The sequence below is a fragment of the Streptomyces sp. NPDC052064 genome, assembly GCF_055585925.1.
Genome location: NZ_JBVJJE010000003.1, coordinates 606,763 through 630,745, shown reverse-complemented (window position 1 = coordinate 630,745; position 23,983 = coordinate 606,763). Strand labels below are relative to the sequence as shown.

The 23,983-nt window shown below is 70.2% G+C and carries 19 protein-coding genes; 1 reads left to right on the top strand and 18 read right to left on the bottom strand.

Annotated features, from left to right (window positions below; translation table 11 throughout):
- The first annotated feature begins 241 nt into the window (after positions 1 to 241).
- A complete protein-coding gene (locus ACZ6TU_RS10725; protein WP_469547775.1) occupies positions 242 to 2,449 on the top strand; it encodes a glycoside hydrolase family 43 protein in 2,208 nt (735 codons plus the stop codon).
- Between the two features lie 3 nt (positions 2,450 to 2,452).
- Here ACZ6TU_RS10725 and ACZ6TU_RS10720 read toward each other — a convergent pair whose 3' ends face one another.
- From ACZ6TU_RS10720 to ACZ6TU_RS10635, 18 genes are all read right to left on the bottom strand, one after another.
- A complete protein-coding gene (locus ACZ6TU_RS10720; protein ID WP_467673751.1) occupies positions 2,453 to 3,610 on the bottom strand; it encodes a dienelactone hydrolase family protein in 1,158 nt (385 codons plus the stop codon).
- Positions 3,597 to 4,862, bottom strand: a complete 1,266-nt coding sequence (locus tag ACZ6TU_RS10715) for a pectate lyase family protein (protein ID WP_469547772.1) — start codon at positions 4,860 to 4,862, stop codon at positions 3,597 to 3,599. Before ACZ6TU_RS10715 ends, ACZ6TU_RS10720 begins: the two co-directional genes overlap by 14 nt.
- The gene (locus ACZ6TU_RS10710; RefSeq protein ID WP_469547770.1) at positions 4,855 to 5,886 is read right to left on the bottom strand and encodes a pectinesterase family protein; all 1,032 of its coding nucleotides are present in this window, start codon (positions 5,884 to 5,886) and stop codon (positions 4,855 to 4,857) included. Before ACZ6TU_RS10710 ends, ACZ6TU_RS10715 begins: the two co-directional genes overlap by 8 nt.
- Before the next feature lies 1 nt (position 5,887).
- Positions 5,888 to 7,012 (bottom strand): pectinesterase family protein, encoded by a 1,125-nt coding sequence (locus ACZ6TU_RS10705; RefSeq protein ID WP_467673757.1) that lies wholly within the window; start codon positions 7,010 to 7,012, stop codon positions 5,888 to 5,890.
- 105 nt (positions 7,013 to 7,117) lie between these two features.
- A complete protein-coding gene (locus tag ACZ6TU_RS10700; RefSeq protein WP_467673759.1) occupies positions 7,118 to 8,443 on the bottom strand; it encodes a pectate lyase family protein in 1,326 nt (441 codons plus the stop codon).
- A 31-nt stretch (positions 8,444 to 8,474) separates the two neighbouring features.
- Positions 8,475 to 9,272 (bottom strand): rhamnogalacturonan acetylesterase, encoded by a 798-nt coding sequence (locus tag ACZ6TU_RS10695; RefSeq protein ID WP_467673761.1) that lies wholly within the window; start codon positions 9,270 to 9,272, stop codon positions 8,475 to 8,477.
- Positions 9,273 to 9,413: 141 nt separating this feature from the next.
- A complete protein-coding gene (locus ACZ6TU_RS10690) occupies positions 9,414 to 10,760 on the bottom strand; it encodes an ABC transporter substrate-binding protein (protein ID WP_467673763.1) in 1,347 nt (448 codons plus the stop codon).
- A 48-nt stretch (positions 10,761 to 10,808) separates the two neighbouring features.
- Positions 10,809 to 12,794 carry a pectinesterase family protein gene (locus ACZ6TU_RS10685; protein ID WP_469547766.1) on the bottom strand — a complete coding sequence of 662 codons (1,986 nt, stop codon included), beginning with the start codon at positions 12,792 to 12,794 and terminating at the stop codon, positions 10,809 to 10,811.
- A gap of 42 nt (positions 12,795 to 12,836) precedes the next feature.
- Positions 12,837 to 14,345 carry a glycoside hydrolase family 43 protein gene (locus ACZ6TU_RS10680; RefSeq protein WP_469547764.1) on the bottom strand — a complete coding sequence of 503 codons (1,509 nt, stop codon included), beginning with the start codon at positions 14,343 to 14,345 and terminating at the stop codon, positions 12,837 to 12,839.
- Positions 14,342 to 15,190, bottom strand: coding sequence for a DUF6807 domain-containing protein (locus tag ACZ6TU_RS10675; protein ID WP_467673769.1), 849 nt, complete (start codon positions 15,188 to 15,190; stop codon positions 14,342 to 14,344). Before ACZ6TU_RS10675 ends, ACZ6TU_RS10680 begins: the two co-directional genes overlap by 4 nt.
- A 109-nt stretch (positions 15,191 to 15,299) precedes the next feature.
- On the bottom strand, positions 15,300 to 16,577 hold the full coding sequence (locus tag ACZ6TU_RS10670; protein WP_469547762.1) for a Gfo/Idh/MocA family protein: 1,278 nt from the start codon (positions 16,575 to 16,577) through the stop codon (positions 15,300 to 15,302).
- Positions 16,574 to 17,860: a pectate lyase family protein gene (locus tag ACZ6TU_RS10665; protein ID WP_469547761.1), complete on the bottom strand. Its 1,287-nt coding sequence runs from the start codon at positions 17,858 to 17,860 to the stop codon at positions 16,574 to 16,576. The genes ACZ6TU_RS10670 and ACZ6TU_RS10665 overlap by 4 nt, the downstream gene beginning before the upstream one ends.
- A complete protein-coding gene (locus tag ACZ6TU_RS10660; protein WP_467673775.1) occupies positions 17,857 to 18,753 on the bottom strand; it encodes a carbohydrate ABC transporter permease in 897 nt (298 codons plus the stop codon). The genes ACZ6TU_RS10665 and ACZ6TU_RS10660 overlap by 4 nt, the downstream gene beginning before the upstream one ends.
- Complete coding sequence (locus tag ACZ6TU_RS10655; protein ID WP_467673777.1) at positions 18,750 to 19,685, bottom strand: carbohydrate ABC transporter permease; 936 nt, start codon at positions 19,683 to 19,685, stop codon at positions 18,750 to 18,752. Before ACZ6TU_RS10655 ends, ACZ6TU_RS10660 begins: the two co-directional genes overlap by 4 nt.
- Positions 19,686 to 19,817: 132 nt before the next feature.
- Entirely contained in the window at positions 19,818 to 21,551 is a 1,734-nt protein-coding gene (gene araD / locus ACZ6TU_RS10650; RefSeq protein ID WP_467673779.1) for an L-arabinonate dehydratase, read from the bottom strand.
- Positions 21,548 to 22,459, bottom strand: coding sequence for a dihydrodipicolinate synthase family protein (locus ACZ6TU_RS10645; protein ID WP_467673781.1), 912 nt, complete (start codon positions 22,457 to 22,459; stop codon positions 21,548 to 21,550). Before ACZ6TU_RS10645 ends, araD begins: the two co-directional genes overlap by 4 nt.
- A complete protein-coding gene (locus tag ACZ6TU_RS10640) occupies positions 22,456 to 23,115 on the bottom strand; it encodes a GntR family transcriptional regulator (protein ID WP_467673783.1) in 660 nt (219 codons plus the stop codon). The genes ACZ6TU_RS10645 and ACZ6TU_RS10640 overlap by 4 nt, the downstream gene beginning before the upstream one ends.
- Positions 23,116 to 23,265: 150 nt before the next feature.
- Positions 23,266 to 23,862: a TIGR03086 family metal-binding protein gene (locus ACZ6TU_RS10635; RefSeq protein ID WP_467673785.1), complete on the bottom strand. Its 597-nt coding sequence runs from the start codon at positions 23,860 to 23,862 to the stop codon at positions 23,266 to 23,268.
- Positions 23,863 to 23,983: the final 121 nt, after the last annotated feature.

Sequence of the window (23,983 nt, the reverse complement as noted above, 5' to 3'; positions counted from 1 at the left end):
GGGACGGAAACGGTCCGGAGGGGCCCGCTCCGACCCGTTTCCGACCAGCAGTCGCCGCCGCGCCGCGAAAGGGTTGCCGCCGTTGCCACCGTTGCCGCTGTCACGTGCACGGGCGTGCCCGAGTCTCCGAAAGTTTCGGAACCACCCGCCTCACGCACACCCGTTGACGCCCTGTCCCCGTCCGGTGAAACTCCGAAGGCCGCTATCCAACAGAATCCCCCAGACTCCGACAGGAAGTGTCATGCGCCCCCGCACGCTCCTGCTGCCGTTCCTGGCCCTGACCGGCCTCCTCCTGACCCTTCTCACGGCGCCACCCAGTACCGCAGACTCCGGAGCACCACCCGTGAAGCAGTCCAAGTACGCCGGCTATCTCTTCGCCTACTTCACGGGCGAGGGCACCGCCGACGGCGAGCAGATCCGTTACGCCCTCAGCCGGGGCAACGACGCGCTGCACTGGCGTGAGCTGAACGCCGGCAAGCCGGTCCTGACGTCGACGATCGGCGAGAAGGGCCTGCGGGACCCGTTCGTGATCCGCTCCCCCAAGGGCGACAAGTTCTACCTGATCGCCACCGACCTGAGGATGTACAAGAACTCCAGCGGCAGCTGGGACCAGGTCCAGCGGCACGGCAGCAAGTCGATCATGGTCTGGGAGTCCACCGACCTGGTCAACTGGACCGACCAGCGCCTGGTGAAGGTCTCCCCGGACAACGCGGGCAACACCTGGGCCCCGGAGGCCTACTGGGACGACGAGCTCGGTGAGTACGTCGTCTTCTGGGCGTCGAAGCTGTACGCCGACGACGACCCGGAGCACAAGGGCAACACGTACAACAAGATGATGTACGCGACGACGAAGGACTTCCGCACCTTCAGCGAGCCGAAGATCTGGAACGACCCCGGCTACTCGGTGATCGACTCCACGGTCGTGAAGCACAAGGACACCTACTACCGCTACACCAAGGACGAGCGGGACCCCAGCTCCTCCAGCCCCTGCTCCAAGTTCATCACCGGTGAGAAGTCGACGTCCCTGACCGCGACGAAGTACGACTTCGTGGCCGACTGCATCGGCAAGGGCGCGATGGACCGCGGTGAGGGCCCGACGGTGTTCAAGTCGAACACCGAGAAGAAGTGGTACCTGTTCATCGACGAGTACGGCGGCCGCGGCTACGTCCCGTTCGAGACCACCGACCTCGCCTCGGGCAAGTGGACCCCGTCCACGGACTACCAGCTCCCGGCGAGCCCTCGGCACGGCACGGTGCTCCCGGTGACGCAGAAGGAGTACGACCGGCTGCTGGCGGCATACCCGAGCACTCCCACCTCCGTGGTGGACGCGACGGCCAAGCACCAGAAGGGGTACTCGATCGTCACCGACACCGCCTCGAAGGTCGTCCTGCCGATGGAGCCCGCGGCCGACCTCCGGGGCCTCGCCCCGAAGCTGTGGGCCGGTGAGGGCGCCACGCTGAGCCCGAAGTCCGGCACCCGGCGCGACTTCCGCACGCCGCAGAAGTACACCGTGACAGCGGCCGACGGCACCAAGCGCACCTGGACGGTCGAGGCGGTCCGCACCCGCAGTCCCATGCTGCCCGGTCTGAACGCCGACCCCGACGTCCACTACCTCAACGGCAGATACTGGATCTACCCGACGACGGACGGCTTCCAGGGCTGGAGCGGCACCAAGTTCAAGGCGTACTCGTCGAAGGACCTGGTCCACTGGAAGGACCACGGCGTCATCGTCGACCTCGGGCCGGACGTGAGCTGGGCCGACAAGAACGCCTGGGCGCCCGCGATCGCCGAGCGGAACGGCAAGTACTACTTCTACTTCTGCGCCGAGCAGCAGATCGGCGTGGCAGTGGCCGACTCCCCCGCCGGCCCCTTCAAGGACGCGCTCGGCAAGCCGCTGGTCGCCAAGGGCGGGGCGCTCAAGGGCCAGATGATCGACCCGTCGGTCTTCACGGACGACGACGGCCAGGCGTACCTGTACTGGGGCAACGGGCGCGGGTACGTCGTGCCCCTCAACGACGACATGGTGTCCTTCGACGCGTCGAAGGTGAAGGACATCACCCCGGACAACTTCCGCGAGGGCTCCTTCGTGATCAAGCGGAAGGGCACGTACTACTTCATGTGGTCGGAGGACGACACCCGCAGCGAGAACTACCACGTGGCGTACGCGACCGGGCCGTCCCCGCTCGGCCCGTGGACCAAGCGCGGGACGATCCTCGAGAAGCGGCCCGAGTACGGCATCCTCGGCACCGGTCACCACTCGGTGGTGAACACCCCCGGCACCGACGACTGGTACATGGTCTACCACCGCTTCGCCCTCAACGGCCCCGGCAGGCCGGGCGGCGACGGCATGCACCGGGAGACCACCATCGACCGCATGGAGTTCGCGGCCGACGGCAGCATCAAGCCGGTGGTGCCGACCCTGGAGGGGATCAAGCCGGTACGGCGATGAACCTCACAGGACGTCGTCGAGCCAGCTGAAGACCTCGTCCTGCATCTCGTGGGTGAAGACGTGGCCGAGCTCCGGCCACGTCTTCGTCCGTATCCGCCCCTCGGCGTGGCGCGACCGCCACACGGCACACAGCTTGTCGTACGCGACCCGTACGCCCTCAGCCGGGAACAGCGGGTCGAGCCCGCCGTTGAGGAACAGCATCGGCCTGGGCGCGGCGATGCTCGCCACGTCGGGGATGTCGAGGTGCCGGGCGAGCCCCGGGTGCAGCATGTAGTACGCCGACTGCCCGCGCAGCGTGTTGTTGCCGGGCACCATCATCTCCTTCAGACCGGTCATCCAGCACACACTCGCGGCGGCCGCGATGTGGTCGCTGAGGGCGGCGGTCTGCCAGGCCCGGTAGGCGCCCATGGAGAAGCCGACGGCCGCGACCCGCCGGGCGTCCACCCGGTCGAGCCCCGCCAGGAAGGCGGCGGCCCGCTGGTCCTCCCGGGCCATGAGCCCGGCGAGCGAGGAGCCGAGGTTGTAGAAGTTGGAGGCGAGGGCCTGCTGCTGCTCGTAGGTGAGCGGCCCGCGGTCGCCCCAGCCGAGCGCGTCCAGGCACAGCACCACATAGCCGCGCCGGGCCAGTTCGTCGCCGACGAACCGCCCGCTGAAGTACTTGTCCGCCCAGGCCCGGGCGGAGGCGAGACGGGTGTCGTCGTACCAGGGCCGGACGAGTTTCTCCTTCCCGATGTCGAACCTGGCGCCGTGGTCGTGCAGGAGCAGCACGGCGGGGAAGGGGCCGCGGCCGTGCGGGGTGAGCAGGGCGCCGCGCACCCGCTCGTGGCGGGTGAGGGCGACGGTGACCAACTCCCGTGTGTATCCCTCCCCTTGGGCACGCCCAACGATCTCCGGTGCGTACGGCGTCCGGTCCTGCCGCTCGACGAGGAGGTGCTCCTCGACCGTGGCCCGGGCGGCACGCCGCCAGGCGCGGAAGTCACTGATCGGGGATCTCCCCCAGGCGAGCGGGAAGGTCAGGGCGTCCTTCAGCGCCGGGTGGAAGTCGGGCAGCGGGCCGTCCACGACCGCTGCCTCCGCCCCGCTCACCGCTCCCCCGGTCAGCAGGGCCGTGCCCGCCCCGACCACGAACGTCCGCCGTCCGAGCGGCTCATGGGTGCCCATACGACCTCCCTGTTCCGGCGTGCCGCAGCACGTACCGCTCTACCGCCGACGGGGACGTCAGGGCGCGGTAGTCGTACACACCGGCCGGATCCCAGCCGACATCGGTCCCGAGGCCGAGACCGCTCGCCACGGCGTTGAGCCGGGCGGGCCGGCCGTTGAACCAGGAGCCGGTGTCGTGGAACCGTTCGCCCCCGTAGTCCGCGACGGCGAGCGACGGCCGTCCCCCGGGATACCGGAAGACGTTGCGCTCGGAGAAGATCGCGGACTCCACGCCGACGCCCAGGGCGTAGAGAGGCGCCTGCCCCCGGTGGACGTTGTTGACGACGTGCACCTGCCCGAAGCGGACGCGCGGGGCCCGCTGCACGATGCCGCTGAACAGGTTGCGGACGAAGGTCACCTTGAGATGCCCCCGGTCCCGGTCGCCGCGTCCGTCGCCCGACCCGATCAGGATGGCCTTGTCGTGATCCTCGAACCGGCTGTCGGAGACCGTGACGAAGTCGGAGCCGTCCTCGATGTCCAGCAGCCCGTCGTGCCGCTGGACGCGCTCGCCATGGAAGCCGAAGGGTGCCTCGCGGTCGGGGAACCGGCCGTCGGTGAAGGTGCAGTGGTCGATCCAGATGTTCCTGCCGGTGATCACGGTCAGTGCGTCGAAGCGGGCGTCCCAGCTGCCCCGTGTGCCGTCGCCCGGGGACCAGCTGGTGAAGTGGTCGACGGGCGCCTCCAGATGCAGGTTCCGCACGACGATGTTGCTGCCGGTGTTGACCGTCAGGAACACCCCGAGCAGCCGGGCGTCCCGGCCCGCGCCGACGAGGGTCGTGTTGCTCGGCACGGTGAGCTGGATCTGCGCCTTCTCCTTGTTCGACCCGGTCTGGCGCAGCTGCCGCTGCTGCTTGCAGTGGTCGAAGCGGGTGTCGGACCAGACGGCGCCGTCCTCGCCGAAGCAGGACATGTACCTGCGGAGGTCGTACCCGGGCGCGTAGTCCTGCTCGCCGAGCAGGGAACCGTCGTCGCTCTCGTGGCCGTTGATGTCACCCACGATCCGGATGACCTTGGGAGCGGTGGGATCGCCGTCGTTCGCCAGGGCCGTCTTGAGTTCGGCGCGCGTGTCCACCGTCCAGCTCCTGCCGCCCGCCCCGCCGGTGGTGCCGGAGCCGGCCGAGGCCCAGCCGACGGGGGCGCGTTCGGCGGCGGAGGCCACAGGGGCCGGCCAGAGCAGGCACACACCGAGGAGGAGCGCCGCGGCCCTACGCACCGGGCCGCCAGTCGCCGAGGTACGTCTCCTTGGTGTGCGGCGCGGCCTGCGCGCGGCTGAGCTGCGGCCGGTTCTCCGGCACGGAGACGGCGGCGCCCGGCCCGGTGTTGCGGTACTCGGCGAACCGCATCGACTGCCAGGGATAGGCCTCGCGCATGTTGGTGTACGGGGCGACCGCGTCGATGCCCGGCCCGATCCGGGTCTCCCGCACCACCAGCGACGGCCAGGCCGTGGTCTCGTACGACGGCACCCAGGGCCGGGCCAGCTTGTACGCCCCGGCCTCGGCGCCGGAGGTGATGCGGCAGCGGACGGCGAGGATGCCGTACGGGTTCGCCCGGGCCGTGGAGGGCGCGAAGACCATGCCCTTGGGTGTGAAGTCCACGTCCCGTGCCAGCGTGCGGAAGTGGCACTGCTCGAACACGGCGGTCGCCCGCCCGAAGACGAAGTCGACGTCGCCCTCGATGTAGCAGTGCCGGAAGTACTGCCGGTCGAAGGTGCCGAGCGCGGTCGTGTCGACGAAGAGGGTGTCCTGGTGGGCCAGGAGCCGGACGTTCTCGAAGCGGGTGCGGTCGCCGTACGTGTACGCCGCGACCGCCTGCGTGCCGGTGATGTCGAGGTGGTCGGCGCGCAGCCAGTCGTTGGCCAGGGTCAGGTCGCGGACGGTCAGGCCGGGGGCCGCCGAGGTGAAGGTCGCCGAGCCCGCCGTGCCGTACGTGCCCGAGCCGTCCGGCCTGGGTGTGCCATTGGCGTTGTCGTACACGATGACGACGTCCCGCGGGTCCCGGGTGGCGCCCCTGAGGGTCAGCCCCTCCTTCCCCGCCGGGACGCTGACGACCTCGCGGTACGTCCCCGGGTGCACGACGACGGTCCAGCCCGGCCCGGCCACGGCGTCCACGGCCGCCTGGACCGAGCCGCCGGGGCGGACGTGCAGGACGCGGTGGCGCGGCGCGGCGGAGGCGGACCGGGAGCCGGCGGCGGTCAGGCCGCCGGCGACGCAGGTGAGCAGGAGAGTGCGGCGGCGCATCTCAGCACGCCCCCGGTGGCCGCCAGTCGCCGAGCCAGGTGGCACGGGTCGCCGACCGGGCCTGCTCGTCGGTGAGCTGGGGCCGGTTCTCCGGGACGGTGACGACGGCGCCCGGGCCGGTGTTGCCGTACTCGGCGAAGCGCTGGTCCTGCCAGGGGTGGGCGTCCCGCATGTTGGCGTAGGGCGCGACCGCGTCGATGCCCGGGCCCAGCCAGGTGTTGCGCACCGTGAGCATCGGGCGGACGGTGGTACTGGAGGTGGGCACCCAGGGGCGGGCCAGCTTGTAGTAGCCGTCCGGGGCCTCGCTGCTGACGTGGCTGCGCGTCACGAGGTAGCCGTGCGGGTTGGCGTGCTCCGTGGAGGGGGCGAAGACGAAGCCGTACGGGGCGCCGGACGCGTCGGTGCGGTTCAGGGTACGGAAGTGGCAGTGCTCGAAGACGGCCGTGGCCCGGCCGAAGACGAAGTCGACGTCACCCTCGACGTAGCAGTGCGAGAAGAACTGGCGGGCGAAGAGACTCGCGGAGTTGGAGTCGGCGTACAGGGTGTCCTGGCAGCCGAGGAAGCGGCAGTGGTGGAAGGCCGAGCGGTCGCCCTGCACCTTGATGGCGACGGCCTGGGTGCCGGTGATGTCGGGGTGGTCGGCGCGCAGGAAGTCGTTGGCGAAGGTGATCCGGTGGGCGGTGAAGCCGTCGGCCCGGACGGTGGTGGTGGCGGAGCCGGTGGTGCCGTAGGTGCCGCCGCCCGGCTTGGGCGTCCCGGCCGCGTTGTCGTACACGATCACGACGTCTCGGGGGTTCTCGGAGGCGCCGATCCAGGTCGCCTCGGTGCGGGTGGCGTCGACGGCGACCGTCCCCCGGTAGGTGCCCGGCGCGATGACCAGCGTCCAGCCGCTGCCGCCGGCGGCGGCGACGGCTTCCCGGACGGAGGTGTGGTCGCCGCGGCCGTGCGGATCGACGTACAGCGTCTTCGGGTTGAGGCGGGCGGCCGGTGAACCGTACCGGCCGAACGGGCGCTGCCGCCCGGTGGCCCGCGCGGGGACCGGCGCGAGGGCGAGTGCGGCGCCCGCCCCGGCGCTCGCGATGAGGAATCCCCTGCGGGAGAGGGAACGGTGGAAGTGCGAGGACATGCGGCTGTCCCTTCGCGGTGCGGCTCGTGCGGGGTGATGGGCCGGGGGCGGCCGGGCCGGGCGCACCTCGTGGCGTGCGCCCGGCCCGGCCGGTTCTCGGGGGCGTCAGCAGATGCGGCCGGCGCCCGCGCGGTGGTCGACGATCCCGGGAACGGCCTTCGCCGGGTCGACCTTGGTCCGCAGGGTCGGCGTCCAGCCGGCGCCCGACCGGAGGGTCTCGCCGGGGATCTCCGCGTTGTGCACGGCGATCAGGTCGGTCAGCTTGCCGTTGACGTAGTTGTTCGCGGCGGTGACCGGCGAATCCATCCACTTCTTCAGGATCTTCGCCGGGCTGACCCCGTTCGGCAGTGTGAAGGCGTTGTGCTCGGCGACGAGCTGGGACTCCTTGCCGATGCCGAAGCTGTAGACGTAGTCCTGGCCGGCCACGAAGTGGTTGTTGTACGAGTCGACCTGCCCGAAGCGGACGCGTGGCGCGCGCTCGACCAGGTTCCGGAACACGTTGTGGTGGAGCGTCACCTTGAGCTTGCCCCGGTCGCCCACGGCCGTCGACTCGCTGTCGCTGTTGCCGATCATGAGCGTCTTGTCGTGGTCGGCGAAGACGTTCCAGGAGGCGGTGACGTAGTTGGATCCCCGGACGATGTCCAGCTCACCGTCGTGCTGCTGGTACAGGGTGCCGAAGTACGTCGGTGCCTTGCTGTCGGGGTGGCCGCCGTCGGTGAAGGTGTTGTGGTCCATCCAGACATGGGTGGAGCCGTAGACGACGGCGGTGTCGTACTCGGAGTTCCAGGCGCCCGTGGAGGTGTCGGTCGGGTCCCACTGCGGGAAGCAGTCGAGGGGGCTCTCGAAGGTGAGGTTGCGGACGATGACGTTGTCGACGCCCTTGATCTGGAGGCTGGCGCCTTTGAAGCCCGCGTTCTTCCCGACGCCGATGATGGTGGTGTTGGCGGGGACACTGGCCTTGATGGCCTGGTCCTGGTTGTCGGCGGAGGCCCGGCGCAACCCCTCGGGGCTGTCGGCGGGCTCGCCGCTCAGGTCCTTGTCCAGCCCCCACGTCTCGGGCGCGTACTTCTTCAGATAGGCGTCGAAGTCGTACCCGGGCACGGCGAAGGCGTCACACCCCTCGGAGACCGCGTCGATGGTCCCCTTCACCTTGATGATCTTCGGTGCGCTGCCGCCCGCGGCGAGGGCGGCCTTGAACTGGGCCCAGGTGGTCACGGTGTACACGTGCTCGGCGTCGGCGGCGGCACCGCCGGTGGTCCCGGTGCCGTACGACCCCCACCCGTCGTTCGCCCCGAGCGTCTGCCGGGCGAGATCGCGGGAGTCGGCCTGGGCGGCGGCGGTGCCGGTGAGGGACAGCACCAGTGCCGTGCAGCCGGCGAGAGTGGCAACCCTCTTTGTCATGACATGATCATGCCATCTGCGTGCGTGCATGGTCCGGATCTCCTTTTCCAGGGACGGGGGGTTACGCGGTGGCCTTCGGCCAGGTGATCCAGGACTCGGGAATCGTCTCGTCCAGCCGGCGCACCTCGCTCGGCCCGAGCACCCGCGTGCGCAGCAACTCCCGCGCGACGAGCCGCGCCACGGCGATCGCGCCGGGCGGGTTGAAGTGCGTGTTGTCCTGCTCGGTCGCGGTCCAGTTGAAGTACTTCTTCGTCTCCTCGACCCCCAGCCTCTGCCAGAGCGCGATCGACAGCGCCTGGATGTCGAGCAGCGCCACCCCCTCCTTCTTGGCGAGCGCCAGCATCGCCGCCGGGTAGTCGCCGTGGCTCGGCAGAGCCTTGCCGGCCGCGTCGAACTTGCGCCGCTCGACGGACGTGGCGAGCACGGGCCGCGCCCCACGCGCCCGGGCACCGTCGATGTACATCCGCAGGTAGTCCTGGTACGTCGTCCAGGGCTCGGTGTACCGGGAGGGATCGCTCACCTTCTCGTCGTTGTGACCGAACTGGATGAGCAGGAAGTCACCCGGCTGGATCTGCCGGAGGATGACAGCGAGCCGCCCTTCATCGACGAAGCTCTTGGAACTGCGGCCGTTGACCGCGTGGTTGGCGACCTGCCGATCCTTGTGGAGGAAGAACGGCAGCGCCATTCCCCACCCGGTCTCGGGCGCCGCGTCGGTGTACTTCTGGGCGGCGGTGGAGTCACCGGCGATGTAGAGGGTTCGGGCGCGGCGGCCGGTGGCCTGTGCGGTACCGGTCATGGCGACGGTGAGAGGAACGGCGGCGACAGCGGCCGCGGTGACTTGTCTACGGCTCAGAGACACGACAGACCTTTCGTTCAGCGGGCCCTCGGGGGCACGGGGGTGTGGTGTTTCCGTACGCGGCTCCGTCGCGTGTGCGCGACCAGCCCGGGGCGGCCCGCAGCCTGCACACCACAGGCCGCCCCAGGGCGAGACCGGTCAGCCTCAGCCCTTCTGCTGGTCCCACTCCGCCTGGGCCTCGTTCAGCTGATCGGCCATCTTGTCCAGGAACTCCTTGGCGCTCATGTCGCCGAGCAGGACCTTCTGGAAGCTGGGCTCGTTGTCGCCCTTGGAGATCGTGTTCCAGTCCGGCAGGTAGTACGGCAGCTGCACGATGGTGGTGGAGCCGTCGTTGAGGGCCGCGGCGGCCAGCTTGGTCGGCTCGGCCTTGGAGATCCAGGCGTCCTTGGCGGCTTCCGTGTTGGACGGAATGGCGCCGGCCGACTCGTTCCACTTGGAGTTGGACTCGTGCGAGGCGGCGAACTCGATGAACTTCCAGGCGGCCTCCTTGTTCTTGGAGCTCTTGAACAGGCCGAGACCGTCGACCGGGTTGGAGACCTGGACGCGCTTGCCGCCGGGTCCGGTGGGCTGCGGGATGCCGCGGAACTTGTCGGTGCCGAGCGCCTTCACGTGGTCCTGGTAGGAGCCCAGGTTGTGGTTGAGCATCCCGATCGTGCCGGAATCCCACTGCGCGACCATCTTGGTGAAGTCGTTGTTGAGGTCGGCGGCCGGCGTGTACTTCTTGTACAGACCGGCGTACTTCTCCAGTGCCTCGACGTTCTTCGGGTCGTTGACCGTGGTCTTCTTGCCGCCGGCGTCCCAGAAGGACGTGATGCCGGACTGCCCGTACATCGCGTCCAGCGCCTGGGCGATGGAGCCCGCGCCGCCGCGGATGGTGTAGCCGAACTCGTTCTTCTTGGCGTTGGTGAGCTTCTCGGCGGCCTCGTAGAACTTCTCCCACGTGGTGGGCGCGTCCAGGCCCGCCTTCTTGAACAGGTCGGTGCGGTAGTAGAGGGTGCCGTTGTTCGCGGAGGTCGGGACCGAGTACAGCGCGTCGCCGCCACCGGCGGACTTCAGCGACTCGATCATGGCCTCGTTGAGCTTGCCCTTGAGCGCGGACTTTCCGAGGCGGCCGTCCAGGGGCTCCAGCGCGTCCTGGGCGGCGATCCCGGCGGCCATCGCCGCGCCGACACCGCCGACGTCCGGCAGGCCGCCGCCCCGGATGGCGGTGTCGACCTTGGACTGGTACTCGGTGGCGGAGATACCGACGTACTCGACCTTGATGGACGGGTTCGCCTTCTCGAAGTCGGCGATGATCTGCTTCCAGATGTCCGTGCGGACACCGCCGTTGTTGTCCCAGAAGACGATCTTGCCCTTGCCGCTGCCCTCGGACCCCTTGTCGCCACCGGCGCCGCTGCCGTCGTCACCGCAGGCGGTCGCGGTCAGGGCGAGGACGGAGCCCAGGGCGACGGCCGTGGCCACGCGCCTGCTTCTGCGGATGCTGCTCTTCATTGGTCGGCTCTCTCTTCTGGATCAAACGGAGATATGAAGTTGTGGGGGTCAGTGGCGTGCGTGGGGCGCCCAGTTGTCGTTGCCCTTGAGGTAGGCGGTGACGGTGTGCGTCCTCGCGTCCTCGTCGCTCATCTGCGGCCGGTCCTCGGTGACAGCCGCCCCCGGCCCGTAGTTCCGGTACTCCGTGAAGCGCGCGTCCTTCCACGAGAAGCCACTCATGTCGGTCCACGGCGAGGACTTGATCGCGGCGGGCAGCCGGGTGTCGCGGATCAGCACCTGGGCCACCGCGTTCGGCTCGCCGCCCGGGTGCCAGGGGCGGCCGAGGTGGAAGCTCCCGGCCGGCGCGTCGCTCACGATCTTCGAGCGGGTGATCAGGAACCCGTACGGGTTGTCCTTCCACGTCGAAGCGGCCGTGATGTAGCCGTTGTTGGTCGTGGACCCCCGGCTGAGCGCCTTGATCACGGACCGCTCGATCACGGTCGTCGCCCGCCCGTAGATGAAGTCGACGTCACCCTCGATGTACGAGTCGCGGACATACACCCGGCTGAGCACGTTCAGCTTGGGACTGTCGGTCATCAGGGTGTCCTGGTTTCCCAGGAAGGCGGTGTCCTCGAAGACGATCCGGTCGCCGGTCGTCTTCATGGCGAGGGCCTGCTCGCCCTTCACCTCGACCGCGGCCTCGTCGAAGTCGTTGCTGAAGGTGAGATTGCGGGCGGTGACGTCGTTCGCGGCGATCCGCACGGTGGCGCTGCCCGTCGAACCGCCGTACTCGGCGGGCGTGTCGTAGACGATGACGGTGTCGGAGCGGTCGTGTCCAGTCCCCCGCAGCAGGATCTTCGGCTTGGTCGCCGGGATGAACACCTTCTCCCGGTACGTGCCCGGCGCGACGGCGATCGTCACCGGCACGTCGTTGCCGTCGGGCACGGCGTCCACGGCGGCCTGCACGGTCGGGTAGGCGCCCGGGACGTCGAGGGTCACGCCGATCCGCCGCTGCGGACCGGAGAACTTCTTCACCAGGGCGGGGACGGCGGCGGCAGGATCCAGCCGGTAGTCGTAGAAGTCCCGCGGGTCGAAGGCGGCACCCCACTCGTCGGTCCGCCCGCTCGTCTTCCTCAGGATCGATCCCCGCTCCACCAACTCCGCGGTGGCGTCCGCCTGGTAGGGATGCTGGACCCTGTCGTAGTAGCTGTTCTCGATGACCATCTTGGTGCGGCCCCGGGACCAGTTCCCGTACGTCCACACGGGGTCGCCGTCGGCCACCTGTGCCGAGAGGTAGTTGTTGTACAGGTGCGCGTAGGCGCAGTTGTCCGCCGAGGGATTGCGCTGCTTCGTGCCGGCGAACCAGTTGTGGTCGATGGTGATCTGCGTCTGGACGTCGGTCGTCCAGCCGATCCCGAACGCCTTGTTGTGGTCGCTGAACTGGTTGTAGGAGACGGTGACGTACTGGCTGTCCTTGCGGATGTCGAGCAGACCGTCGCCCATGTGGGTGAAGCGGTTGTGGTCGATCCAGACGTGGTGGACGGCGTCCATCTGGATGGCGTCGAAGTCGGTGGTCTTGCCGTCCCAGTCGCCCTCGACGTAGGAGTCACGGATCGTCAGGTTGCGGATGACGACGTTGTGCGTGCCGGGGTTGAGGTGCAGTTCGCCGTGGACGATCTCACCGGTGTCACCGACACCGATGATCGTCTTGTTCGAGGCGACGACGATGTCCGAGCCGAAGGGCTGGACGGCGACCGTCCCCGCCACCCTGATGACGTACGGCTCCTCGGCGGCCGCGTACTTCGCCAGCGAGGCCTGGTCGGTGACCGTGACGACCTTGCCGCCGGCCCCGCCCGTGGTGCCTCCGGCCAGCGAGGCGAAGCCGTGGGCCTGGTCGGTCCAGCGCGCCGCCGCCGGTGCGGACATCCCGGCGGGGGCGGGTTCGGCGGCCCTCGCCTCCCCGGTCGCGCCCAGTCCCAGGGCGGCGACCAGACCCGCGACGGCGGCCAGGGCGACACCCGGTCTGGGCAAGCGCTTGCTACGGAGGTGCGTCATTGCGGCTCCCAACAGGCGAGAGAGGGGTACGGATGCGGTGGGTTACAACTCGGTGATCCGGAACTGCGTGAACGTGGCGGCGCCCGCGTGTCCCGACCCGACGGGCGCGAGGGCGAAGAGGCCGAGCAGGGCGCCGACCCAGCGCCAGGGGGTGGCGGCGAAGACGGGCCCCGAAGGGCACGGACCGTCGCCGAGGTCGTAGGAGAAGCGGCAGCGGGCTCCGGCGCCGATCTCGATGCGGATCCTGACCCGCCCCTCGGGTGCGAGGCGCGGGTGGGCCGCGTCGCGCTCCCGCTCGGCGACCCCCTCGGCGAAACGGTGCACGAGGTGGACCGTGCCGTCGGCCCCACGCTGGAGACCGATCCAGCTGAACGCGTCCCCGAGGACCGCGAGCCCGGCCCGCGCCCCAGGCTCCTCACTGTGCAGGCGCAGCTCCACCTCGACGGCGGACGGGACGCCGGGCAGCCGCTGGGTGAGGAGGTTCGGCAGTTTGCGCAGATCGTGCGCGTCGGCCGAGCGGACGCAGGTCAGCCTGAGCCCGTCCCCGGAGTGCTGGGTGGCCCAGCCGTCACCCGGGTTGGCCGTCCACTGCCACTGCCGGCCGTACCGTCCACCCGGGAAGTCGTCATCGGCGGCGGGCGCGGCGGGCGGCTGCGGCGGCAGGTCGGGCTTCTTGTGTACGGCGACGGGGGCGCCGTCGTCCCCGAGCACCGGCCAGCCGTCCGGGCCCCAGCGCATCGGCTGGAGGTGCACGACCCGGCCGTAGGCGCCGCGCTGCTGGAAGTGCAGGAACCAGTCCTCGCCGGACGGGGTGCGCACCCAGCCGCCCTGGTGGGGGCCGTTGACGTCGGTGTCCTTCTGCTCCAGGACGATCCGCTCCTCGTACGGCCCGAAGAAGCCGCGCGAGCGGAAGGCGCCCTGCCAGCCGGTCTCCACTCCCCCGGCGGGGGCGAGGATCCAGAACCAGCCGTCGTGCCGGTAGAGCTTGGGGCCTTCGAGGGTGAACCAGCCGGGTATGCGGTCGGCGTCGACGATCACCTTGCCCTCGTCGAGGAGTTCGGTGCCGTCGGGGTGCATACGGTGCCCGGTGAGGCGGTTCTTGACGCCCGAGCGGGACTTGGCCCAGGCGTGCACCAGATAGGCCTCGCCGGTCTCCTCGTCCCACAGGGGGCAGGGGTCGATCAGGCCCTTGCCCGCCTTCAGCAGGTGCGGGCGGGTCCAGGGGCCCCTGATCTCCGGGGCGTTGACCTGGAAGATGCCCTGGTCGGGGTCGCCCCAGAAGATCCAGAAGCGTTCGTCGTGGTACCTGAGGGACGGGGCCCAGACGCCGCAGTCGTGACGGGGCCTCTCGAACTCCTCCGCCGGTTCCAGGCGTTCGAGCGCGTGGCCGACCAGGCTCCAGTTCACCAGGTCACGGGAGTGCAGTAACGGCAGGCCGGGGGCGCGGCCGAAGCTGGAGGCGGTCAGGTAGAAGTCGTCGCCGACCCGGACGACGTCCGGATCGGACCAGTCGGCGTCGAGGACCGGGTTGCGGTAGGTCTCGGTGGTCACGGGCTCACCGCCTTGCGGACGAGGGCCGCCGCGGCGTCCCGGTCGAGGCGGCCGTCGGCGACGACGGTGACCACCCGGCGGACGACGGTCTCGCCCGGCGGGACCGGCAGCCGCTCGCCGTGCGCCAGCGAGGAGCCGACCCCCGGGTACTCCTCGGTGCGTACGAACCACGGGTCGCGGCGGGTCTGTTCGGTGGCGCCGGCGAAGACCAGCGTCCAGGTGCCGCCCCGCAGGGCGAGCCAGTCGGCGGGGCGGCCGTGGACCTGATCCTCGCCCTCGGCCCCGGCCGAGAAGACCTCCGGCGCGGAGGGCTCCTTGCGGGCCCGCCAGAAGAAACCGCCGTAGGCAGCGCCCGGCCGCCCGTTGGTCGCGGGACTGCCGATCGACAGCGGGTCCTTGGTGACGTTGGTGAGGGAGAAGGTGAGGTCCAGCGCCCAGGCCTGGTCGGTGAGTTCGGTGGCCGCGACCGTACGGCGCTCGCGCAGCAGCTCGCCGCCCGCGGCGACCCAGCGCAGCTCCTCCACGAAGCCGTCCGGGTCGCGCAGCTGGAACGCGACGTGCCGCTGGGCGCCGTGGTTGTCCAGCTCGGTCGGGCCCTGGTCGCGGACGTAGGTGCGCCCGCCCCAGAAGTTGAACCCCTCGACGTCGGGAACGGCGACACCGACGCCGAGGTGGTGTGCGTGGTCGGCGGGGGTCAGTTCGGTGACCGCCGTGCCGGCCAGGGTGGTGACGGGATGCAGATAAGGACGCGGGGAGAGCCGGGCCGGCAACTCGGGCCGGGTGACGTACCGGCCGACCGGCCGGCCCGCGACGCGCAGCACCGCGGTGTCGTCGCTGCTGGTCATCTGGTGCTCACCTCTTTCGACAGGTGCTCCGCGGCTGGGCCCTTCTGGTGGCTCTCCGCGGAAGAAGGAGCGGCGTTCGGTGCGTGCGATCGGCGCGCGGCGTGGAGGGTCATATGGCGGAGCCACCTGGCCCTTCGCACCGTGCGGCATGGGGGTGCCCCCTGCTCGAGCGAGGCCGAGAGCTTGGGGGAGTGCGTGCCGGGCGCCGCGACGCCGCGGTGAGCCGCCAGAAGGGCCCAAGCGCCCAGGGGGCGCCGAGCTCGGAGTAGAGGGAGAGGGTGTCGGCGGCGGCCGCGACGAGACCGTCGATGCCGGGCACCACCCGGCGGTTCTCGCCGGGGATGCGGTGCCAGGCGGTGTCCGGCAGCGGCGCGGGGTCGGGCGCCGTGCGGATGGCCTCCACGACCTTCATGAACGCGCCGGTCTCGTCCGGCGGGACCAGCAGGTCCGCGCCGGTGGTGAGGTGCGCGACGAGGTTCTCCAGCAGGTCGGTGCGGCCGTGCTCGAACTCCTCGGGGCCGTGCCCCGCGCGCTGGAGCAGCACGCGGTCCTGCTTGTACCAGAAGGTGATCCGGCCGGTGGTGCCGTGCACCAGGACGTACGGTTCGTCCGCCTGCTCGGCGCACAGGGTCGCGGCGACGGTGACCGGGTGGCCCTGGGCGGTGCTGATCCGGACGCAGGAGGTGTCGTCGGACTCGATGGCGTTGGCGCGCAGCAGTTCGGTCTCGATGCCGGTGACGTCCTCGGCGCGGGTGCTGCCGCCCAGGGCGAGTGCGGTGGCGACGGCGTGGGCGAGCGGGTTGGTCAGCGCCCCGTCGATCACGTCGACGCCGTTCAGCCGCCGCTTGCCCGCCCAGGGTGCCCGCCGGAAGTAGTCCTCGTCCCGCACCCAGGCACCGGCTCCGCCGAGCCCGACCAGCCGGCCGATCGCGCCCTCGGCGACCAGCTCGCGGATGGCGGGCACGGCGTGCGAGCCCAGTGACTGGAAGCCGATCTGGCAGACGACACCGGCCGCCGCGACCCCGTCGGCCATGCGGCGGAACTCCGCGTACGAGGGGGCGGGCGGCTTCTCCAGCAGAAGGTGCACGCCCCGCTCGGCCGCGATGAGGGCCAGGTCGGTGTGGGTGGGGATCGGTGTGCAGATCACGGCGATCCGGGCGCCGGTCGAGTCCAGCAGCGCGCCGAAGTCGGCGGACTGCTCGGGTGTGCCCAGGCCGTCGAGCTCCGCCTCGGTCAGCGGCGTCAGTTCGCAGACGCCGGCCAGCCGCACGAGGCCCTTCTCCTGGAGGCGGCGGATGTTCTCGACGTGCCAGCGGCCGTGGCCTCGGGCACCGGCGAGCACGACGGGCAGAGGTGTGTTCATGGAGTCGATCATGCGACCGGTCATGGGATCCTCCCCGCACCCGCGCCGCGGGCCACCGCCCGGTCGGCCTCGGCGGCGCTGTCGATCCGCCCGTGCAGGGTGGGCGTCCAGCCGACGTCGCCCGTCAGGTCGCGCTCACTGCCCGAGTTGTAGGCGTTGTAGATCATGAGCAGGTCAACCGGAAAGCCGTTGAAGAGCGTGCCGCTCTGGTGCATGGCGCTGCCGTTCCAGCTCTTGACCAGGTCGGCGACCTCCACATGGCCGGGGGCGTGGAAGGCGTTGTTCTCCGCGTGGATCCTCGACTCGGTGGAGACGCCGAGGGAGTAGCGGTAGTCGTCACCGGTGATCTCGTAGCGGTTGTTGTAGACGTGCACCTGGCCGAAGCGGACGCGCGGGGCGCGCTGGACGACCGACTCGAACTCGTTGTGGTGGAGGGTGACCCGGAGCTTTCCGCGGTCTCCGGTGGCGGTGTCGCCGTTGCCGATGAGCATCGCCTTGTCGTGGTCCGCGAACCGGCTCCAGGAGACGGTCACCAGGTCGGAGCCGTTCGTGATGTCCAGCAGTCCGTCGTGGCGCAGGTAGTTGCGTGCGAAGTAGGTGGGCTCCTTGGCGTCCGGGTGGCCCTTGTCGCTCAACGTCACATGGTCGACCCACACATGTGTGGCGCCGGCCAGCCAGATCGTGTCGTACGCCGTCTTCCAGTCGCCGAGGCCACCGGTGTTGGGCTGCCAGACGGGGAAGCAGTCATAGGCGTCGCGGATGTCGAGGTTGCGGATGATCACGTTGTCCGCGTTCCTCACCTGGAGGCTCGCGCCCTTCAGCACGGCCGAGTCGCCGAGCCCGACGATCGTGGTGTTGGAGCCGACGGGCAGTACGACCCGCTCGGCCTGCCGGGCGGCGGAGGCCTGGCGGGCCTCCTCCTGCGGGCCGCTGGGCTTGGCGGCGCCCCAGGTGCGGGGGTCGTAGGCGGCGAGGTACTTCTTCAGGCTGTAGCCGCCGGTGGCGTAGTCGGAGCAGTCGAGACGGTCGCCGTCGTCGTCGGTGTTGGCGTCGATGGTCCCGGCGATCCTGATGATCTTCGGGGTGTCGCTGCCGCCGTCGAGGGCGCGGACCAGCCCGGCCCGGTCGGTCACGGTGAAGACGTGAGCGTCGTCGGCCGCGGCCCCTCCGGTGGTGCCTGTGCCGTGCGCGGCCCAGCCGTCGTTCGCGGGCAGGGTGTCGCGGCTGATGTCCCGCGCCTCGGCGTGGGCGGGGACGCAGAGCACGCTCACCAGCCCTGCCGCGACGGCGAGTTGACGAAGTCTCATCCCTTCACCGCCCCCGCGCTGAAGCCGGTGATCAGCCACTTCTGGATGAAGGCGAACACGATCACGACCGGCACGGCCGCGATGATGCCGCCCGCGGCGAGAGCGCCCAGGTCGACGCTGTCCGCGCTCATCAGGGTGTTGAGGCCGACCGGGATGGTCTGCTTGTCCTGGTTGTTGAGGAACATCAGGGCGAACAGGAAGTGGTTCCAGGAGTGCACGAAGGCGAAGGAGCCGACGGCGATCAGGCCCGGCCGCAGCAGCGGCAGCACGACGATCCGGAAGGCCGTCATGCGGTTGCAGCCGTCCACCCAGGCCGCCTCCTCCAGGGAGTACGGCACGTTCTTGATGAAGTTGCTGATCAGGATCATCGACAGCGGCAGCTGGAAGACCGTCTCGGCGAGGATGACACTGCCGAGGCTGTTGATCATCTGGAGTTCGGCGAAGATCTCGAACAGCGGGACCAGCAGCAGCGCGCCCGGCACGAACTGGGAGCACAGCAGGGCCAGCATGAACGCCCGCTTGATCTTGAAGTCGAACCGGGCGAGGGCATAGCCGCCGGCCAGGGCGACGAGGGTCGTCATGACCAGGGTGACGACGCCGACGAGCACGCTGTTGGCGAAGTAGGTGCCGAAGCTGCGCTCCGTCCACACCTTCTCGAAGTGGTCGAAGGTGATCGGCCAGGGCACCAGCGAGGTCGAGCCGGCCGGGCGCAGGGCGAACAGCAGGATCCAGTAGAAGGGGATGAGGGTGAAGACCAGGTAGATCCCCAGGGGCAGGTAGATCTGCCAGCGGGGCGCCTCGTCCCAGGCGCGCCTGCCCTTGGCGGGACGCGGCGGTTCGGGGGCCGTGGGCGCCGGGGCGGGCGCCGCCTTGGTGGCTTCCTTGACGCTCACTTGCTCTCGCCTCCGAACTTGCTCAGCCGCAGATAGACCAACGAGCAGAAGAGCAGGATCACGAACGCCACCGTGGTCAGGGCCGACGCGTAGCCGAAGTTGTGGGCGTCGACGGATGTGTTGGCGATGTACAGCGGCAGCGTGGTCGTCTCACCCGCGGGGCCGCCGCCGGTCAGCGTGTAGAGCAGGTCGACGTTGTTGAACTCCCAGACCGCGCGCAGCAGCGTGGACAGGATGATGGCGTCCTTCAGATGGGGCAGGGTGATGTGCCAGAACTGCTTGAGACGGCTGGCCCCGTCGACCTCGGCGGCCTCGTACAGGTCCTTCGAGACGGACTGGAGGTCGGCGAGGATGAGGATCGCGAAGAACGGCACCCCTCGCCACAGGTCGGCCACGATCGCCGCCGGGAAGACGGTGGAGGTGTCCGACAGCCAGCTCGTGCCGTAGGAGCCGATGCCGATGTCCGCGAGGTAACGGGTGATGCCCGTCTGGGAGTTGTAGAGCAGCACCCAGATCGCGGAGGTCAGCACCCCGGAGACGGCCCACGGGGAGAAGACCATCGCGCGTCCCAGCCCCCGGCCCACGAAGGTCTGGTTGACGATGAGGGCCAGGGCGAGACCGAACAGCAGTTGGAGGCCGACCTCGACGAAGACCCACTTGGCGCTGAAGACGAGGGTGTCCCAGAAGACGGGGTCCTCGGTGAAGGCGTGGACGAAGTTGTCGAAGCCCGCGTAGCCGTTCCGCCATGGCTTGGTGGGGTTGTAGTTCTGCAGGCTGTAGTAGAAGACGCTGATGACCGGGTAGGCGATGAAGCCCAGCATGAGCAGGGCGGCCGGTGCGATCAGCAGGTACGGGAGCCTGCGCGGTGTGGCGGAGGCACGGCGCCGCCGGGGTGGCGCGGGCGGTTTCGCCACGGCTGCGGCTTGGGCCATGACTGTTCTCCGTTCTCAGTACGTCGTGGTACGTCGTGCGTGCGCGGGAAGCGCTTTCTTCCTGTGCAGGGTCGTGCCGGGTCGTGCTGAGGTGCATGGGGTGGTGCTGCGGTGCATGGGTGGTGCGGTGGTTCAGCCCGCGTACGGGTCCTGCACCTTGCCCGAGCGGGCCAGGAACTCGAAGTCGCAGCCGGTGTCGGCCTGCGTGATCTGCTCGTTGTAGAGCGCGCCGTAGCCGCGCTCGTACCGGGTGGGCGGCGGCGTCCAGTCCGCCCTGCGCCGCTGAAGCTCCTCGTCGTCCACATGGAGATGGAGGGTGCGCGCCTCGACGTCGAGAGTGATGGAGTCGCCGGTGCGGACGAGGGCGAGCGGTCCGCCCACGTACGACTCGGGCGCGACGTGCAGCACACAGGCGCCGTAACTCGTGCCGCTCATCCGGGCGTCGGAGATGCGGACCATGTCCCGGACGCCCTGCTTGAGCAGGTAGTCGGGCAGGGGCAGCATCCCGTACTCGGGCATGCCCGGGCCGCCCTTGGGACCGGCGTTGCGCAGCACGAGCACGTGGTCGGGGGTGATGCCGAGCGACGGGTCGTTGATGGTGCGCTGCATGGTCTTGTAGTCGTCGAAGACGACGGCGGGACCCGTGTGCTTGAGCAGGTGCCGCTCGGCGGAGATGTGCTTGATGACGGCGCCGTTCGGGCAGAGGTTGCCGCGCAGCACGGCGACCCCGCCCTCGGCGGCGACCGGGTTGTCCCGGGTCCGGATGACGTCGTCGTTGTGCACCTGCGCGCCTGCGAGCTGCTCCCGCAGCGTGTCGTACGAGACGGTCGGCCGGTCCAGGTGGAGCAGGTCCGTGATCCGGGAGAGGAACCCGGGCAGACCGCCCGCGAAGTGGAAGTCCTCCATCAGGTACGTCTGTCCGCCGGGCCGTACGTTCGCCAGCACCGGGACCGTGCGGGCGATGCGGTCGAAGTCGTCGAGGGTGAGCCGGACGCCCGCGCGGCCGGCCATGGCGATCAGGTGGATCACGGCGTTGGTGGAGCCGCCGAGGCCGAGCACGGTCGTCACGGCGTCCCGGAAGGCCTCGGCGGTGAGGATGTCGCTCAGCTTCCGGTCCCTGTGGACCAGTTCGACGATCGTCATACCCGCCTTGGCGGCCATCCGGTCGTGCCCGGAGTCGACGGCCGGGATGCTGGAGGCGCCCGGAACGGTCACGCCGAGTGCCTCGGCGGCGGCGGTCAGGGTGGAGGCCGTGCCCATCGTCATGCAGTGGCCGGGCGAGCGGGCGAGGCCGCTCTCCAGCTCCTGCATCTCGCAGTCGCCGATCACGCCGGCCCGCTTGTCGTCCCAGTACTTCCACATGTCGGTGCCGGAACCGAGCACCTCGTTGCGCCAGTGGCCCGGCAGCATGGGCCCGGCCGGCACGAACACCGCCGGCAGGTCCGCGCTCGCCGCTCCCATGAGCAGGGCGGGCGTGGACTTGTCACAGCCGCCCATCAGGACGGCCCCGTCGACCGGGTACGACCGCAGCAGCTCCTCCGTCTCCATGGCGAGCATGTTGCGGTAGAGCATGGGGGTCGGCTTCTGGAAGGTCTCACTCAGGGTCGAGACCGGGAACTCCAGCGGGAAACCGCCCGCCTGCCAGACACCGCGCTTGACCGCCTGGGCGCGGTCCCTGAGGTGCACGTGGCAGGGGTTGATGTCCGACCAGGTGTTGAGGATCGCGATGACGGGCTTGCCGAGGTGCTCCTCGGGCAGGTAGCCGAGCTGGCGGGTACGGGCGCGGTGGCTGAAGGTACGCAGCCCTTCGGTGCCGTACCACTGGTGGCTGCGCAGGTCCTCCGGACGCTTCTTCGGTGCGGTCATATCGACCACCCGGCGGCGATGGCGGCGACCTCGGCCCGCTCGCTCTCGGGCAGCGGCCTGCTCGGCGGGCGGACCTCACGGCGGCACAACCCGAGGGCGGCGAGGGCCTCCTTGACGACGGTGACGTTGTTGGCGGAGCCGTTCGCGGCGCGCAGTTCCTCGAAGCGGCGGATCTGCTCCCAGACCTTCATGGCAGCCGGGTAGTCGCCGGAGCGCAGCGCCTCGATCATGTTCAGGGAGACGGCCGGGGCGACGTTGACGAGCCCGGAGGTGAAGCCGGTGGCGCCCGCGGAGAAGTAGGAGGGCGCGTAGGGCTCGGCGAGGCCGGCCACCCACACGAACCGTTCCAGCCCGGCGTCCCGGGCGAACGCCGCGAACTTGGCCGCGTCCGGGACGGCGTACTTCACACCGATGACGTTCGGGCAGGCGTCGGCGAGTTCGGCGAGGCGGGCACCGGTGAGCTGCGGGTTGCGGATGTAGGGCACGACGCCCAGCTCGGGCACGGCCTCGGCGACGGCGCGGTGGTAGTCGACCCAGCCGGCCTGGGAGACGTAGGGGTGGACGGGCTGGTGGACCATCACCATCTGGGCGCCGAGGTCACGGGCGTGCCGGGCGGAGGCGACGGCGGTCGGGATGTCGTGCCCGACGCCGACCAGGACGACGGCCCGCTCCCCGGCCTCGTCGATCGTCAACTCCGTGACGAGACGGCGCTCTTCGGGGGTCAGGGCGTAGAACTCGCCGGTGTTGCCGTTCGGGGTGAGGGTCGCGATGCCGCCGTCGAGCAGACGGCGCAACAGGGCCCGGTAGGTGTCCTGCTCGACGGAGCCGTCCTCGGCGAACGGCGTCACCGGGATCGCCACCACGTCGGCCAGGGCCGCCCGCTGGGTCTCGAACGCCACGCTGCTCATTCCTGACCTTCCTGTTCCAGTGCTGCCTGGGGGAAAGCGCGCTGCACGAACGACGCGATGTGGGCATGGAGGGCACGCGCCGCGCCGTCGGCGTCGCCGTCGAGGGCGAGCCGCAGGATCTCCCGGTGTTCGCCGGCCTCCCGCTCCCAGGAGGGCGAGGCGGCCCACGCGACGGCGGAGACCAGCGCGGCCTGGTCGCGGACCTCGTCGAGCATCCGGCCGAGCAGCGGGTTGCCGCACGGCAGGTACAGGGCGCGGTGGAACTCCCGGTTGGCGAGGGAGCGTTCGGCGGTGTCGGTGGCGGCGTCGGCTCTGGTCAGCGCAGACCGGGCGACGTCCAGGGAAGCGCCGCGCTGCACGGCACGCCGCAGCGCCTCGGGTTCCAGCAGCAACCGGACGTCGTAGACCTCGCGCGCCATGTCCGCGTCCACCATGCGCACCGTGACGCCCTTGTACTGGCTCATCACGACCAGCCCGGTCCCGGCGAGGGTCTTGAGCGCCTCGCGCACCGGGGTCTTCGACACCCCGAACTGCGCGGCGAGCTCGGTCTCGACCAGCGCCTGGCCCGGCGTCAACTGCCCGGTGAGGATGCGGTGTTTGATCCCCTCCAGCACGTACTGCGTGCGGGAGGGGATCGGCGTGGGCACAGAGGTCATGCGCGCCTCTCGGATCTCGCGTCCCTGGGGATCGCGTATCGGATCTCGCGTATCGCGTCTCATATATGACGTACGAAGTACGACGCGATGACGGTAGGAGGGCGCGGTTATTTCGTCAATGCTTCTGACAAAGGAAGTAGCAATCGCTTTCTACGACCTGGGCGTCCACCCCGGATCCCGCCCGCTCAGCCCCACCGCCCGGTCCAGCAGGGGCGCGTCCGGCCGGACGGGGACGACGGGGCCGAAGATCTCGCCCCGGCTGGCGTCGTCGACCGACGCGGCGAGGAAGTCATGGCAGACCTGGAGCGCGGCCGAGTCGGGGGTGTACGGCTGGCCGGTCGCGCGGGCCAGGTCCCAGCCGTGGATCACCAGCTCGTCGGTGGCGACGAGCCCCGCGATCTCGCCGGGCAGGTCGACGCCCCCGGCCCGGGTCATGCCGGTCCAGGCGGCCGGGTCGCGCCAGACCTCGGCCAGTTCGGCGAGGACCTTGGGCAGCTCCTCGCGCCAGCCGGGCCCGATGTCCGGGAGCGCGGAGTCCGGGCTGGTGTCGGTCGTGGCGCCCAGGTCCTTGCGGCCGGCGTCACGGAAGGCGACGGTCAGCCCGACCAGGTGGCCCAGCAGGTTGCGCACCGCGTACTCCGGGCAGGGCGTCGGGGCCGCCAGGTGCTCGTCGGTGACGCCTTCGGCCAGGCAGGCCAGGACCGCCGTCTGCGGGCCGAGGTCGAGGGTCGGGGTGTTGTCGGTCATCCGCAGTTCCTCCTGGTTTCGTTTCCTGGGAGGTAGACCGACGGCGACCGCGGGACTCATCGCCCGGCCGACCGTTTTCTACGGCACTTGCCCGATCCCCGCTCGCGGACCTTAGAACCAC